At 49.0% G+C, this 15,472-nt stretch carries 15 protein-coding genes and 1 riboswitch; of the genes, 2 read left to right on the top strand and 13 right to left on the bottom strand.

Annotated elements, in window-relative coordinates:
- Nucleotides 1–472: 472 nt before the first annotated feature.
- From GDZ68_RS03055 to GDZ68_RS03000, 12 genes are all read right to left on the bottom strand, one after another.
- A complete protein-coding gene (locus tag GDZ68_RS03055; RefSeq protein ID WP_153720816.1) occupies nucleotides 473–1,054 on the bottom strand; it encodes a cob(I)yrinic acid a,c-diamide adenosyltransferase in 582 nt (193 codons plus the stop codon).
- Entirely contained in the window at nucleotides 1,051–1,440 is a 390-nt protein-coding gene (locus GDZ68_RS03050; RefSeq protein WP_228550985.1) for a bifunctional adenosylcobinamide kinase/adenosylcobinamide-phosphate guanylyltransferase, read from the bottom strand. The genes GDZ68_RS03055 and GDZ68_RS03050 overlap by 4 nt, the downstream gene beginning before the upstream one ends.
- Nucleotides 1,392–1,985 carry a histidine phosphatase family protein gene (locus GDZ68_RS03045; protein WP_153720815.1) on the bottom strand — a complete coding sequence of 198 codons (594 nt, stop codon included), beginning with the start codon at nucleotides 1,983–1,985 and terminating at the stop codon, nucleotides 1,392–1,394. The genes GDZ68_RS03050 and GDZ68_RS03045 overlap by 49 nt, the downstream gene beginning before the upstream one ends.
- Nucleotides 1,946–2,710: an adenosylcobinamide-GDP ribazoletransferase gene (gene cobS, locus GDZ68_RS03040; RefSeq protein ID WP_153720814.1), complete on the bottom strand. Its 765-nt coding sequence runs from the start codon at nucleotides 2,708–2,710 to the stop codon at nucleotides 1,946–1,948. Before cobS ends, GDZ68_RS03045 begins: the two co-directional genes overlap by 40 nt.
- Nucleotides 2,711–2,753: 43 nt before the next feature.
- On the bottom strand, nucleotides 2,754–3,326 hold the full coding sequence (locus tag GDZ68_RS03035) for a bifunctional adenosylcobinamide kinase/adenosylcobinamide-phosphate guanylyltransferase (RefSeq protein ID WP_153720813.1): 573 nt from the start codon (nucleotides 3,324–3,326) through the stop codon (nucleotides 2,754–2,756).
- Nucleotides 3,308–4,381 carry a threonine-phosphate decarboxylase CobD gene (gene cobD, locus GDZ68_RS03030; RefSeq protein WP_153720812.1) on the bottom strand — a complete coding sequence of 358 codons (1,074 nt, stop codon included), beginning with the start codon at nucleotides 4,379–4,381 and terminating at the stop codon, nucleotides 3,308–3,310. Before cobD ends, GDZ68_RS03035 begins: the two co-directional genes overlap by 19 nt.
- Nucleotides 4,368–5,333 carry an adenosylcobinamide-phosphate synthase CbiB gene (gene cbiB, locus GDZ68_RS03025; RefSeq protein ID WP_153720963.1) on the bottom strand — a complete coding sequence of 322 codons (966 nt, stop codon included), beginning with the start codon at nucleotides 5,331–5,333 and terminating at the stop codon, nucleotides 4,368–4,370. Before cbiB ends, cobD begins: the two co-directional genes overlap by 14 nt.
- Nucleotides 5,333–6,805, bottom strand: a complete 1,473-nt coding sequence (locus GDZ68_RS03020) for an adenosylcobinamide amidohydrolase (RefSeq protein WP_153720811.1) — start codon at nucleotides 6,803–6,805, stop codon at nucleotides 5,333–5,335. Before GDZ68_RS03020 ends, cbiB begins: the two co-directional genes overlap by 1 nt.
- Nucleotide 6,806: 1 nt before the next feature.
- Complete coding sequence (locus GDZ68_RS03015) at nucleotides 6,807–7,799, bottom strand: FecCD family ABC transporter permease (RefSeq protein ID WP_153720810.1); 993 nt, start codon at nucleotides 7,797–7,799, stop codon at nucleotides 6,807–6,809.
- Nucleotides 7,792–8,784, bottom strand: a complete 993-nt coding sequence (locus GDZ68_RS03010) for an ABC transporter substrate-binding protein (protein ID WP_153720809.1) — start codon at nucleotides 8,782–8,784, stop codon at nucleotides 7,792–7,794. The genes GDZ68_RS03015 and GDZ68_RS03010 overlap by 8 nt, the downstream gene beginning before the upstream one ends.
- 140 nt (nucleotides 8,785–8,924) lie before the next feature.
- Nucleotides 8,925–9,056: riboswitch (cobalamin riboswitch) on the bottom strand.
- Nucleotides 9,057–9,580: 524 nt separating this feature from the next.
- Nucleotides 9,581–11,248 carry an arginine--tRNA ligase gene (gene argS, locus GDZ68_RS03005; RefSeq protein ID WP_153720808.1) on the bottom strand — a complete coding sequence of 556 codons (1,668 nt, stop codon included), beginning with the start codon at nucleotides 11,246–11,248 and terminating at the stop codon, nucleotides 9,581–9,583.
- Nucleotides 11,245–11,673: a DUF1934 domain-containing protein gene (locus GDZ68_RS03000; protein WP_153720807.1), complete on the bottom strand. Its 429-nt coding sequence runs from the start codon at nucleotides 11,671–11,673 to the stop codon at nucleotides 11,245–11,247. The genes argS and GDZ68_RS03000 overlap by 4 nt, the downstream gene beginning before the upstream one ends.
- A gap of 161 nt (nucleotides 11,674–11,834) precedes the next feature.
- On the opposite strand from GDZ68_RS03000, the gene GDZ68_RS02995 reads away from it, so the two are divergent.
- Nucleotides 11,835–13,889, top strand: coding sequence for a transglycosylase domain-containing protein (locus GDZ68_RS02995; protein WP_153720806.1), 2,055 nt, complete (start codon nucleotides 11,835–11,837; stop codon nucleotides 13,887–13,889).
- Nucleotides 13,890–14,164: 275 nt separating this feature from the next.
- On the opposite strand, the gene GDZ68_RS02990 is transcribed toward GDZ68_RS02995, so the two are convergent.
- Nucleotides 14,165–14,683, bottom strand: coding sequence for a YwhD family protein (locus tag GDZ68_RS02990; RefSeq protein ID WP_153720805.1), 519 nt, complete (start codon nucleotides 14,681–14,683; stop codon nucleotides 14,165–14,167).
- 67 nt (nucleotides 14,684–14,750) lie between these two features.
- On the opposite strand from GDZ68_RS02990, the gene GDZ68_RS02985 reads away from it, so the two are divergent.
- Nucleotides 14,751–14,936, top strand: coding sequence for a 2-hydroxymuconate tautomerase (locus tag GDZ68_RS02985; protein ID WP_153720804.1), 186 nt, complete (start codon nucleotides 14,751–14,753; stop codon nucleotides 14,934–14,936).
- Nucleotides 14,937–15,472: the final 536 nt, after the last annotated feature.

Genomic DNA, 15,472 nt, shown 5'->3' with positions numbered 1-15,472 from the left:
CGACCCCGCAGTTGCGCCTTCGCTATTGTTGGAGAATGTATGTCATGCTGCTTTTTGGCAGAATACGAGTTTAGTTGGTGTAGTTTGGTTGCTCGACAACGCAATTGTATCGATCTCAAGAACAGCCTTTGCAGAATAATAAGTATCGCGTGAAACACTGCACCTATCGTAATAATCTCAAATAGCATGCTCATACTGCATACTCACATAAAAATTATAGATCAGCCCGATAGGATGAGACAACTAGAGGGAGCGAAGCGACCAGTTGGCTCACCGAGGGCCCTCCCGAAAGCGTCCGCCTGGAACGCAGGGAAACGGTCTCTCCCCACCTTCTTATGCACTGAAAATCCTACTTGATTAGCATGCACTGCACAGCAAATCCCAATCTGCACACTAAGCATCTGCTGGCATTCACCCCATGACTTTATTCAAACAAAAAAACAGAAGCCGCAAAGCTCCTGTTTTTTACTGCTTACTTATCCTTCTTCTCACCAGTACGGAACACCTTCGCACTGCGGACATACTCATTATCCTTGATGCCGAGGCGTGCATTGACGATGCGGGCAGCTACGAAGAGGTAATCAGACAGCCGATTCAGGTAGCGCTGGACAACCGGGGACACATCGTCCGCTGCGTTCATTAATGTTACTGTCACTCGTTCTGCGCGACGTGTGATCGTGCGTGCGATATGCAAAGTAGCAGCGGCCGGCGAGCCGCCCGGCAGGATGAACCGCTCCAGTTCAGGCGCTTCTTCCATCAGTTTGTCAATTCGCTCCTCAAGTACCGTAATCGGTTCTTCATCGAGTTTATAATGGCGCTCCTTCATCACATTCGCCAGATCACCGCCGCCGTCGAACAGTTCATTCTGAATCGTTTCCAAATCCGTCAGAATATCCCCGAACGTATCCTTATCCAGCTCCGTCATTGCTTTGCCGACGAAGGAATTCAGTTCATCGATCGTGCCGTATGCCTCCACGCGCAAGTCATCTTTTGCTACACGCCCTCCAATTAAACTAGTCGTTCCTTTGTCTCCTGTTTTCGTATAAATCTTCATTTGTCTTCACTCCTTTTAATTATTTGAGGTATGCCGTACCAGATCCGTGTGACGTCTGACGCTTCTTTGCATAATTGCTGATAGACTCTGCCGCAGCGATCACGCAGTTCACGCTGTTCCGCTTCGAGCGGCACCACGCCGCGGCCGATTTCTGTCAAAATGAATACCGTGTCCGACTTGCTGACGGCTTGCACTGCTTCATTCGCCTGCTCTTCCGTCAACTGTGCATTCTTCAGCCATTCATGCACATCCGAAATGATGAGACGTTCGCCGGGCTTTGCGGATGCTGCTGTTTCCATTGTACAGAAAAACGCCGGCTGATCTCCAATCCAGCGCTTTACGTACTCCGTTTTGCCGTTATAGGCTCCTCCGATATAGATGTGCATGGCTTCCCTTCTTTCCATTGCTGTTCATCCGCCCATTCGAATTGCCAGGCCGAACCATTCTGTACATTCCATTCCCAGAAGGGCTTTTGGTCTTTCGAAAACAAATCGAGCAATAAACGGATTACGCCACTGTGCGTCACCACTACCATTTCATTCGGCAATTCATGAACAGCAGCGAGTACCCGTGATTTCACTTGTTCCAGTGTCTCTCCGTTGCGCGGCGCTTTCTGCCAGGGATCATCCAGCCATTGCCGGTAGTCCGGGTCATCCTTCAATTGTTCATATGTTTTCTCTTCAAAATCGCCGAAATGACATTCCCGCAAGCGCGGATCTTCCGTAAACACCGCCTGCGGAAAATAAATTGCTGCCGTCTGCCGGGTTCTTTTCAGGTCGCTGCCGTATACTTGTTCTACTTCGATTGGAAATTCAATAGCGTCTCCTTGTGTAGCTAGTAAATCGCAATCTGTCCAGCCGCAGTACTGTCGTTTTTCATTGGCAGTTGTTTTTAGATGGCGGACGATAAACAGACGATAAGAACGAGCCATAACAACACCTCCATTCCTTCAATAAATGCACCGCATAGATCGCCCGTAACACCGCCGAAATGCTTGATGGTCCAGCGCCGGTACAGCCAAACTGCGAGCACGATTGTTATGGGCAAGACAAACACTATGGCGAATGAATGATAAAGAACAACAAGTGCGATTATGATGATCAGACTGATAAAGACTGCGGCTAGCTGCATCCTGCCTAGCAGGAAATGCTGCTTAAAAAAGTGTGCCAGGCCGCTTTGCTTGGCTGTTTCTGTTGTGGTGAAATACAAGATCATTGCTGAACGCGAAAGAATCGGCACCGCTATGAGTATAGCCCAGCCGTGCGCCAGAGCGATGATTTCGATAAACAGGCCGATTTTCAAACCGAGCAATAGAAGTAAGGACAGTGTACCAAATGCACCGAGCCGCGGATCTTCCATGATGGTCAGTCGTTTTTCACGATCCTGATAAGAGAAAAAGGCATCGCCGAGATCTGCGAATCCATCTGCATGCAGACCGCCTGTCGCAATCAGCCCCGCCAGCAGAATGAGCATCGCGGCGAGAAAACTGTTCAGATCACTGACGATGTATGCTGTTCCTGCCAGCAGCAAGCCAATCCCTCCGCCGATAAGCGGCAGCGCCATATACATGCCCGATACTTCTTTTTTCCCGAGCGGCAATTCTTTTTTAACAGGCAGCGAGGTGAAAAATTGGAGCGCCAGTAAAATGCTATTCATCTTCTCGCTCCTTTACGCCAAAATAGTTTGAATCGGCATCCATTCATATCGGGGCCTCGCCTTTCCAGACGATCGGCAGACCGTGGTCCATTTCGATTGCGTTATGGCTGAATTGAACGAGTTGCTGATGCTGCACACCAATTGCCCTGCGGTACACTTCTGTTTCTTCTTCATAATGCGGCCATTCGTCGAGTACTTCATTCGATACGATAACGAGCTGGGCAGCGATTTCACTTATCTCCAGCAGAGTGTTCATCAGCTGTTGCTGCTTCTGCGCAAGACATCCGGAGCGCCGCCAGCATGGATTACCGTCTTCGATTCCTTCATACATTTCATTCGCAAGCCAAGTCGTCATGCAGTCCCAGAGTATGAGATCGCCTTCCTGCAATTGTGGGAGTGCAAGATGAAGATTGGTCGGCTGCTCGATCGTCAGCCACTGCGCATCTTTTCGATCCTGCCGGTGCTTCGCGATCCGCCTTTGCATTTCTGCATCAAACGCCACGCCGGACGCAATATAAACGAGCCTGCCTTGCTGTGAGACGAGCAGGTTTTCAGCGTACGCACTTTTACCGCTGCGCGCGCCTCCGCTGATGAATGTCACTGTTGCGCGAACCATGCGTCCATCTCCTCCCGCAGTTGCTCCATCATCGCTGCCGTTTTCATACCAACACGCAGCCATCTGCCGTCCATTCCCCGAAAGTTCTCAGAATGACGCAAAACGTAACCTCTTCCTAATAAATAACGATAGAGCTTTCCGGATTCCTGCGCTGGTTTAAATATCAGATAATTTGCCTGGGAGTCGACTACTTGGCAGCCGTGCAGGCGCAAGAAATCACTCATTTTCCGGCGTTCCTTTTCTGCATGGCGAACGGCTTGCTCACGGTACGCTTCTTCTTTTAAACAAAGCACACCAATTTCAGCCGCCAGCCCGTTGACATGCCAATGAGGAGCCTGCTGTTTGATCGAAGCAATAATAGCTGGTTCTGCCACCAGATAGCCGAGACGGATTCCAGGGATGGTGTACATTTTCGTCATGGAACGGACAACGATGACATGCGCATGCTGCTGTATATGAGCAATGAATGATTTTTCTTCATCTGCAAAATCAATGAATGCTTCATCAAGAACTACTTCTGCCCCGCAGTATTTTGCTGCTTCAATAACAGTCAGCAATTCTGCAGGTGTCGGTAGCAGACCCGTTGGATTATTCGGCGTGCATAGATAGACTGCGTCCGCATTTGGCAAAGCCTCCAGAATTTTTTTGACAGGCAGCCGGAAAGCTTCTGCTTCTTCTGCCTGAATGCAAACCACTTCTGCTTCATTGGCCGCTAGTGTCGCGCGGTATTCCGAAAACGTAGGGTCGATCAGTAAGACCCGTTTTTCCCGATAGCGTCTTGCAAGAAGTGACAATAGCTCAGCGGCTCCGTTGCCTGCGAGCACCTGCTGCGGATCGATGCCATGGTAGGCTGCAGCTGCCGATTTAAACGGTTCACCGTCCGGATCTGGATAACTTATTAGTTTCGTTATCAAATCAGGCCAAGCAGCTTCTACAGACGGTGGCAGCCCGGCCGGATTGCAGTTTTCACTGAAGTCGAGTACTTTTTCAGGAACGGGCAAGCCGATTGAATGATAGAGTCTCGCACTATTTGCGCCATGTTCAGGCAATTGCATACATCAACACTCCAATCACAGTAAATAACAGCCAGAACGTCCAGGATGCGATATGCATTTGTCTGATGGACGAGCGAATGTGTGACGCGGCAATGCGTAATGAGGCAGGCTGAGGAGGACCCATCTTCGCACGTTCTGAAACTTTGCCGCGATATGTATTTTTGCCGCCAAGCTCGATATTCAGCTGCCAGGCGGTTGCCGCTTCCAAGTAACCGCTGTTCGGACTCGGATGGCGTTTCGCATCACGAAGCCAGCCGCTGAGACGCTTGCCCAATGGATGCCCGCCTTCATTCAGGCTGAATAAAATGAGCAGCAATCCAGTAATTCGCGATGGTATCACATTCAGCAGGTCATCCATGCGCGCGGATACTTTGCCGAATTGTTCATAGCGTTCATCTTTATAGCCGACCATGGAATCCAGTGTGTTGACCGCTTTATACAGCCACAGACCCGGCGCTCCGAGAAGAAACGCCCAGAACAGCGGTGCCGTGATGCCGTCCGATGTATTTTCTGACACTGTTTCAATCGTTCCGCGAGAAATCTCCGCACTGTTCAATTTATCCGTATCCCTGCCGACGATCCAGCTGAGTTTCTCCCGCGCTTGCGGCAAATCACCCGCCTCCAGTGGTTCATACACGGCAAGCGCTGCGTCCTGGAGGCTTTTCTGCGCTAAACCAGCCGCGATCAACAGTGCTTCCACCGTAATCCCGGCAAATATATGCAGCCGATAAGCAAAACTGACGAGCCAAAGTACGAGTGCAAATGTCACACCGACAATAATCAGCCACAGCAGTGCGCCTTTCATTGTACGAAGCCTTCCTTTATTCAACAGCTTCGTTAAATTGGCAATTGATGTGCCGATCCACTTGACGGGATGCGGCCAGTTTGGCGGGTCTCCGATGAGCCGGTCGAGCACCATACCGATCGTGATGGCAATTAAGTGAGCAGGCATCATTCGGATTCACCTTTCGCTTTCCGGTATGCATGAATTGCGCGCACCGTACATTCGTAGACACCTTGCCCGATCAGTTTCCCGAGCTGTGTGATTGGCCCTGCATACGGCAGCGAAGCGCCTTGCTGGGTTGACGCGATCAACAGGCTGTCCGTTGAGGTCCCTGTCGCAATCGTGCCGGATTCGGGGTCTTCGACTTGTTCATCCTGCAAGGCTTTCGTTTTCGCTTCCGTTGCAGTAATCATCGCTTGGACAAATGCTTCTTCCGATAGCTGCCCGTTGATGAATACCCATGTATTAATGGTGCCAATATAGGGAATATCCTCACGCTGCCAAGATTTCGATACATCTACGGCATTGCCGACACCTGCAGTAACAGCGATGACAATGGAGCCGAATTCTCCTTGAAACTCTTCTATTTCCACATGTTCCGAACCAACCGCCGTCATCATCGCCACTGTATCAGTCAGATGATAGCCGTGTGCCCGTAAATAATCCGTGTTCTCACGCTGCACGTCATCAATATCGTAATCCGCACGCACGCTTCGATTGACAAATGTCCGATACCAGCCGATTCCTGCATTATGCACGGCAGATGAAATCGTCTTCAGCGGCTGCTTTGTCTGCAGGAAAACATGATCTCCGCGAATCTCCAGCTCTTCTTTCATTACTCGGAATGGCTGGATCTCACCTTGCAGATCCGGGAGAAGTGTCATCTGAGGTTTTGGCATTTCAGGGTGAGCCTGTGTTTTGACGCGCGCCTGATAAACTGCATGTATTTCCTGCTCCAGCACCACCTCTTGCGGTGTACCGATAGCCGCCACTTCCCCCTTCTTCAACAATAGCAACCGATCACAATAAAGTGCTGCCAGATTAATATCGTGGAACACCGAGACAACAGTAATGCCTTTTTGATGTGCTTGATTGCGGATCGTATCGAGCAATTGCTGCTGATGCGCGATATCCAGGTGATTCGTTGGCTCGTCCAGCAATAAAATTGGTGCTTCCTGCGCGAGTGCCTGCGCAACAAAGACCCGCTGCTGCTCGCCTCCAGACAGCAATTCAATCGGCGTATCCGCATAGCGTGTGATGCCCGTATAATTCATTGCGTCCTGAACTGCCCCCTCGTCCTGTTCAGACCAACTTGAAAAAATACCCGACTGATGCGGGTAGCGTCCGAGCCCGACCGTATCTTTAACGGAATGGGAAAACGCGTGCGCGTGCAATTGCGGCAGGACAGCCACTTTGCGTGCGAACTGCTTCTGTGTGTAGGTAGCGGAATCCTGGCCATCGATCTTCACCGTGCCGTGCTGTTTCGGCAGGATGCCTGAGATAATCTTCAGCAGCGTTGATTTCCCGCTGCCGTTCGGTCCGAGTATGCCAAGAATTTCTCCTTTTTCCACATGAAATGATACCTGCTTCACAATCGGTTCCTTGCCGTATCCCCCTGATAACTCATGTACTTGCAGCATGTCACATCGCTCCTTTTCTGCGCTGTTTATAAAAGATATAAGCAAAAACCGGAGCCCCGATGAATGCCGTAATGACACCTACAGGCAGTTCCGCCGGCGAAATAATAGTCCGTGCCACCAAATCGCAAATAATTAACAAAGTTGCACCATTAAATAACGACAGCGGCAGGACATGTCGGTGATCCGATCCCCATAACAGCCGTGTCATATGCGGCACCACTAACCCGACAAAGCCGATCGTCCCCGAAACAGCGACCGCCGAACCTGTCAGCACCGACCCGCCAAGTAAAATAAGCAGCTTGCGGCGTTTTACATTGACGCCCAAATGATGTGCCCGCTCTTCACCGAACAGCATCGCATTGAGCTCCCGGCGATTGAGCCAGAGAATGAACGAACCGCCAATGAAAAACGGCAGCACCATTGTAATATACTTCCAACCGCGCATCGATACGCTGCCAAGCAGCCAGCCGACAATCTGCCGCAGCTCTTCCTGTGTCAGCGCAATCATCAGCGACAGGACGGAGCCGAGAAACGAACCGAAAATAATTCCTGTTAATATGATCGTCTCCATCTTCATGGACCTGTCGACCAAACGGGCAAAACCGATGACCAAAAACATTGTAATCGCCGCACCGGCCATGCTGAATACCGGAAGTGTGAAGGAGCCCAGGAACGGCAGCGAAATACCAAAAAAGAGTGTGATCACAGCGCCTACAGAGGCACCGGATGACACTCCGAGGGTATATGGATCTGCTAACGGATTTTTCAGGAGCCCTTGGAAGGCTGCTCCCGATATGGCAAGTGACGCACCGACAATTCCTGCCAGCAGCACACGCGGCATGCGTATTTTCCACAGGATATTGCTCGCAGTTGCGTCCGTATGATTCCATAGCGTCTCTATAGGTATATTCACTGCACCGATCGATACACCAAGCCAGATTGCCACCAGGAAGGTGGCAATCGACACGGCATAGGCGAGGGCTGTTTTATTCACCAAAAACCTCTGGATAAACAGCTTTTGCAAAAGCTTCTAATCCGTCCGCTAAACGAGGACCTGTCCGGCTTGTGATATTTTCATCTACTTGTACTACTTGATCTTCTTTTACTGCCATGACTGTATCGAATCCGTCACGCTTTTTCACGCTTTCAATAATATCCGGCACGTAGCTGTACATGACTAGGATAACATCGGGATTTTCATCGACGATCGTTTCCGGACTCATCATCACCCAGCCATCTTCGGTCACTACGTTTTCCGCATTGATCATTTCTAAGAATTGTTGTGGGAAAGTATTTTTACCAGGCGCATAGATTTCAGGCGCATCGGATGTTTCCGCGAAGACGCGTTTCTTTTCCGTAATATCCGCTGCCTTCGTTTTGATTTCTTCCACTTTCGCTTTCATGTCTTCCACGATTTGATCGGCTTCTTTATTTTTATCCATAATTTCGCCGATCACTTTGATTGATTCATACGTTTCATCAAAAGTCTCTGCAGTCGGTACGACAATCACTGGAATGCCGGCTTCGCGAATTTGGTTCAGCCCTTCTTCGCTTGATCCCATCATCATTTCATGTGCAAACACAGCGTCAGGCTTCAGAGAAATCACCTTTTCGACGTTCACATTATAATCACCGACTGTATCCAATTTTGTTGCTTCTTCCGGATAATCATCATTTTCCGTTACCGCAATCACTTTATCGCCTGCATCAACGCCGAATAAAATTTCCGTGTTGCTCGGGATCAGTGAAATGACTTTCTCAGGAGCGCTTTCGAATGTAATATCTTCTCCTGCTGCATCATTGATTGTATACGGGTAGTTAGTTCCGTCTGTATCTTCCGCTTGTTTCTGATCAGAGCTTGCGTCTTCCGTAGCCTGACCGGAATCAGCCGGTGTTTCTTCTTTTTTATCGTTTCCGCATGCTGCGAGCAGCAAAACGGCGAGCATCGCTGTGAGTAATAACTGCCAAACTTTCTTCATTAACTATTTCCTCCTCTGGTGATTGTGGGTGATTACACATGCTGCTTACAAAGACAAAAAACCCTCCGTAGATGCGGAGGATTAAGCGGATGAAGACCATTATAGACTTCTTCCACTTTACCTATCCTCGTAGGCTGTGCGGAACTGAATCCTAAAAGGCAGGTATCTGGCTTGTGCGCTTGGCACTTACAGTGGCGGGACCGCATCGGCTTTGAACCGATTTCCCATTTCATCTCTGTTTGACTGAGAGAACCTTTTGGAATGTATGTAATTCGTAATCTGCTTTATTATACTACAATTCGACTGAATGTACAGAGCGGGCGTTGCGTGCTTGAGTTGTCTCCATTATCACATACGGCGGCTCTATAACTGTTTCACCCAGCGCTGAATGAAAATAGCAATCGCACGAAAACGATGTTGGAGCGCACCAAAACAGTGCTGCAACGCGCGAATACAGAACTTTCCCGCACCAATACAGCTTTGCAACGCGCCAATACAGACTTCAACCGCACCATTCGGGCTTTCATTCGCGCAGAATGATCATAGGACTCCCACAGAAGACCATAATGCCCCCGCCGGCGCTCATACTCCTCCGGCTAGTGATCAATCGACCAGTATGCATGATCATGCCAGGCCTACGCATGATCAAAAACACATTCTTCCCGCTCATTGAGTGGCATCCACTGTTTGTACTTGCATAACTTGGGAGAGCGCTATGATCACGGCCAGACAAATAAACAGCAAAAGCTGCCCGGTCAGTCATATAACATGACTCAGCGGGCAGCTTTTAGATATCTTACATCCGTTCTGGTGCTTCGACGCCGACTAGTTTCAGTGCGTTTGCGATCGTCGTGCTTGTGGCGGTGATGAGTGCCAGACGTGCTTCGGAAAGATCTTTGTTTTCCGGGTCCAGTACTTTATTGGCGTTATAGAAACTATGGAATGCGGCAGCGAGTTCCTGGATATAGGTCGTCACCCGGTGCGGTGCACGCAGACGGGCTGCGTCACTGACCAATTTCGGGAAGTCGCCGAGTTTCTTCAATAGTTCCAGTTCTTTTTCGTCATGCAGCAGTGTCACGTTTTCTGTTGACGGCTGCATATTCTGCTCTTTTGCCTGGCGCAGAATGGAGCAGATGCGGGCATGTGCATACTGTGCATAATAGACTGGATTTTCATTGGACTTGGAAACAGCAAGGTCCAGATCGAAGTCCATTTGTGCATCGCCTGAACGCATGGCGAAGAAATAACGCACCGCATCCAAGCCGACTTCTTCCACTAATTCGCGCAGTGTGACAGCTTTTCCTGTGCGTTTGCTCATCTTGAACTTTTCGCCGTCTTTGTACAATTGCACCATTTGCGTAACTTCAACTTCCAGCGTGTCCCGATCATAGCCGAGCGCCTGGATTGCTGCTTTCATGCGCGGAATATAGCCGTGGTGATCAGCGCCCCATATGTTGATGAGCTTATCGAAACCGCGGCGTAGCTTATCCTCATGATAGGCGATGTCCGGCGTTAAATAGGTGAACGATCCGTCCTGTTTGATCAGCACACGGTCTTTATCGTCGCCAAACGTAGTAGAACGGAACCATGTGGCCCCTTCTTCTTCATAGACATGACCATTTTCACGCAGTTTATCAAGCGCGACTTCGATTTTGCCGTTGTGGTATAACGAAGTTTCAGAGAACCAGTTGTCAAAATGAACACGGAAGTCCGCCAAATCTTTCTTCAGCTTGTCGAGTTCGATCTGCAGACCGTGTTCGCGGAAAAATGCCAAACGCTCTTCTTCCGAGACTTTTGTATAACGGTCGCCATATTCATTGGCAAGTTCCTTCGCGATCCCAATGATGTCTGCCCCCTGGTAGCTGTCCTCCGGCATTTCCTTCTCCAAACCGAGCGCTTCGAAATAACGGACTTCAATTGACTTAGCCAGATTATTAATTTGATTTCCCGCATCGTTAATATAGTATTCACGCGATACATCGTAACCCGCGAGGCCAAGAATATTGCATAATGAATCACCTAAAGAAGCGCCCCGCGCATGCCCGAGGTGCAAGTCGCCTGTCGGATTGGCGGAAACGAATTCCACCTGCACTTTCTGATGCTGTCCACTTTCGGAATGCCCGTATTCGCTGCCTTGGTCGAGAATAAATTTCACGACGTCCGCTAAGCTGTCTGCCTTCACACGGATATTCAAAAAGCCGGGACCCGCAATTTCGATTGATTCGATCGCTGTGTCTGTTGTATCTAAATGTGCCAAAATCGCTTCCGCAATTGCACGCGGCGGTTTCTTCGCAAGTTTCGTCAGCTGCATTGCGATGTTCGCTGCATAGTCACCGTTCTCTTTATTTTTCGGCGATTCCAGTTTGATTTCCGGAATATCCGCTGGTTCCAATAGACCTGTTTTTTCAACAGCCTGCTGCAAAGCCGCTTTTATTTCTGACTGAATCTGTTCCACTGCATTCATTTTGGTACCTCCGAATAGGTTATAGTCAATTGATGTTTCCCCAATAAATTTCCTTCTGCATGCAAATCATAAGCCACTGAAAACCGTCCCGGTGTCCAATGAAGCTCCTTTGTGTCGACCAGCAAATCCATGACTGCCGGGCCGTTTCCGTATGTGCCGAAACGCGCATCGTCCGGACGGAAAGGCAGCCTCATCTGAACGCCGCCTTTGCGCATGATGAAGGCATCTTCTGCGTGCAGTTTCACCGTTGTGCGAACCGGCGGCATTCCTTCGTTCAGTTCCTCAAACAACAGATAAGCCTGTCCCTTTTTTTCGACGACCTGCCCTTTTGCCTGTATTTCATGCGCTTCCGCCGGTTGTCCGGGATGCTGAATCACTGAACGGAGCCGGACCTGCACCGCTTGCTGCTGGTTTGGTGCTTCCATTCGATCACCGCCTTATGTAGATAGATTCACTTATTATACACTTCTTCCGCCGGTACTTTCAATGTTACCGAGTCCAAACTTTTTGCCATCCACCGTTTAATCTATGGGAAACCATACCATACTGACAAAAGATACTTGAATGGAACGGGATGGGATGTTCAATGAAACGTACCGACTATATAAAATCTACTAATCGAAAAAAGCTCAGAAAACGGTTTTTCTCACTCACCATCATGATGACTACAGCTGCCGTCACTGTTTTGATCGTACTACGACTCTATGCTCAGATACTCGGCGCACCTTCATTAAGCGTACCAAAAGCGTCTCTCTTTCTCGATCATAGCGGGCATCAGATCGGCGACCATTTCTCACAGCAGCGCAGATATTGGATGAAGCTTTCCGATATTTCACCGTTTCTGGCCGATGCATTTGTGGCAACAGAGGACCGGAAATTTTTTGAGCATCATGGATTCGATTACAAGCGGCTTGCAGGAGCCGTGCTGAAAGACGTCAAAACGATGAGCAAAGCACAGGGAGCCAGCACAATTACTCAGCAATATGCTAGAAATCTTTATTTAACGCATGAAAAATCGTGGACGAGAAAAATTCAAGAAGCACTTTTCGCTTACCGCTTAGAAGTGTTCTACGATAAGGATACAATTTTAGAAGGCTATTTAAATACGATCTATTTCGGACACGGGATGTACGGGGTAGAAGCAGCAAGCCGGTTTTATTTTTCAAAGCCCGCAAAGGAACTGACCCTTGAAGAAGCTGCTGCCATTGCAGCGATCGCGAAAGGCCCTTCCCTTTATTCGCCTCTTGCAAATCCGGAAAACTCCCGCAATCGCCAGTTGCTTGTGCTGAATCAAATGGAGAGCGGCGGTTATATTTCCGAAAGTCAGCAAAAGCGTGCAATAGATGAGCCGATTGTATTGAAAACGGAAAGTTGGGAAGACGTGAAGCAAGTTGCACCGTATTTCTTGGACGCGGCTTGGCAGCAGGCCGAAGAGCTGTTGATTGCAAAAGGCCGTGTGCCCGCTGAAGGCGGCTGGAAAATCCGTACGACTCTGAATCAGCATCATCAGAAAACGGCAGAAGAGGTGATTGGGCAGTGGATGCCTGAAAATGATTTACAGGTAGGATTCGTTTCAATGGCGGCAGATACAGGTTTTGTTACATCGATGGTGGGCGGAGTGAATTTTGCAGATAGTTCATTCAACCGGGTTACACAGGCAAAACGGCAGCCCGGTTCCGCAATGAAACCGATTTTATATGCGGCGGCTCTGGAAAAAGGCTTCAATCCACTGACGTTCATGACAGCCGAGAAAACTATTTTCACCTATGATGATGGCCGCTCAACGTATGAGCCGAGCAATATTAACGGCAAGTTTGCGGGCAAGCCGATTTCATTGGCACAGGCAATGGCAATTTCCGATAATATTTATGCAGTGAAAACGCTGGAGCAAATCGGTTATAAACCCTATACCAAAATGGCGCAGCGCCTCGGAATCGATGTCTCGTTTCAGGAATCACCCGCCGTTGCACTCGGAACATCCGATGTGACGCTGATGGAAATGACGACCGCCTATAACCGCATCGCGTCAAAAGGCGCTGAGGTTGAGCCGCAGATGATTTTGTCGATTACGGATGCGAACGGGAAAATCGTCTATGAGTACGCGGATAAAAAACCGAAGCAAATCATTTCGGCGCAAGATGCTTTTGTCTTATCACAAATGATGACTGGCATGTTCGACCCGGTCTTCAGCGACTATTTATCCTCCACTGGATTATCGATGCGGCCAAAACAGTCCCGCCCGTATGCCGCAAAGTCCGGCACAACGATTTCCGATCAGTACTTAATCGGTTTCTCTCCTTCATTGACCGCAGGAATTTGGACAGGTTTCGACCGCGGCAAACAGCTCGAAAACCTGGATGATAAGGCGGCATCGAAGAAGATCTGGATCGATTTTATGGAAACCGTGCATGAAGGAAGCATTCCGGAGCCTTTCCTGCCTCCTACAGGTGTTCAAAGCGTGATTGTCGATATCGAGACTGGCGGCATCGCGGTAAATGAATGCCCGAAACAGCGGGTTATGTACGTGAAAGATCAAGATGTCCCTAAAAAACTGTGTACCGACCGTTCACTAAGGGAACAAAATTCAGGTACAAAGAAAGAATCCAAACTAGAACTGTTCCCCTTTTCATTTTTCGAATGAAATAAATCGAATAAAAAAGCCTCGCCCTCCGATCCGCGGAGAGTGAGGCTTTTTTGACTGCTGCAAAGCTATTGGATGAATTTGCCCGCTTGGGTTTTACGGCGTCTTCAAAGAATAGTAATCTGCACCAGCTGTCCTAGATTACAGCAGCAAAGCTGTATGTACAGTTTACTTCCTTTACAGCCGACATTCAACCTCAAAGGGATGCCAAAATGAATTGTCACATTTTCGACTTATTTAGACGTTTTGCAATTCAGCCATTCTGGCAGAAAGTATTATTCGGTACGCAGTCCTTCATGCAATTCCGGCGTGCTGCGTTCCCATAATTCTGCATTGTGGGAGCGCAAAAAGTCAGCTAGGATCTTCTTTGAACGATCGTCCATTTCATCGACGATAATCTGGCGTTTCATCGACTTATCCATCCGGTTTACGTGATCCGCCAGCAATTTATAGCCTCGGCGTTTCTCACGGTTAACGACCATTTCACATGCTGTGACACCTGCATAATATGGGCCTTCTTCACGATAATCAATCGTGACCCAGACGAGCCAGTATGGTTTTCCGCCTTCGGAGTCTTTTCGGTTGGTCGTAAATTTGATGCCCCGCTCTGTATCGCTGCGCGCATGCATTGCGCCCATTTCCACCTGCGCAGTGCCTTCTTCCACGTCAATGATGACAGGTGAGATATTTTCCAGCGACAATGATCCGATGCCAAATCCTTTATGGCCATCTGTCGGGTCGTTTTTAATAATGGTAAAGCCTAATTTCGGCTTGGAGTTTTGTTCATTCGCCATGTAAATCCCCCTCTATGTCTGTTATTATATGTACTATACCTGAATTTTCTGCTAAGGAGGAAGTAATATGCCAATCGTGACCGTAAAAATGTTCGAAGGCCGCACGGATGAGCAGAAGCGTGCGCTTTGTGAAAAAGTGACCGAGGCCGTGATTGAATCTGTTGGCGCACCTATTGAAAACGTCACTGTCATCATCGAGGAAATGTCCAAGAACCACATGTCCAAAGCTGGCGTCAGAGAGTGCGATAAGTAAGCGTTAGGAAGGATTCTCCTGGTGAGGGTCCTTTTTTTGCGGTTGAAAGTGTGTATGCAGCTGGAATACCGTTTCTCCGCGTTCCAGGCGGACGCGTTCCGGAGGGCCCGCGGTAAGCCAACTTGAAGTGCCAAGATGTGCTCCTAACGCTTCGCTCCCTCAAGTTGTCTTACCTGTCGGGCTGATCCCTCCCGGAGTCGCTTTAGCCGCGGGCTCACACGAAGTGAGTTATGCAACCGTCGCCAAGCGAACAGCGAAGGGTTCGCTTTGCCGTATTTCTGTGATCTTTGCAGAAATCAGGGCACTTGCGGCGTACTTAGGTTGCCTTCCACTTCGGTACACTGGCTGGTTTTTCAATATTTTTTATGTGAGCAGGCAGTATGAGCATTCTATTTGAGACTAGTACGATAGGTAAGGTGTTTCATGCAATACTTAGCATTTACCAGTGACACAAGTTCTTGTGATCAATGCATTTGCAAAGTCGAGCAACGAAAACACACCAACTAAACACCGCCACTGCAAAAGAACAGCATATC

Source organism: Sporosarcina cascadiensis, assembly GCF_009650995.1.
Classification (GTDB): domain Bacteria; phylum Bacillota; class Bacilli; order Bacillales_A; family Planococcaceae; genus Sporosarcina; species Sporosarcina cascadiensis.
The sequence above is the reverse complement of the archived record's forward strand: the minus strand, read 5'-3'. Positions and strand labels throughout refer to the sequence as shown.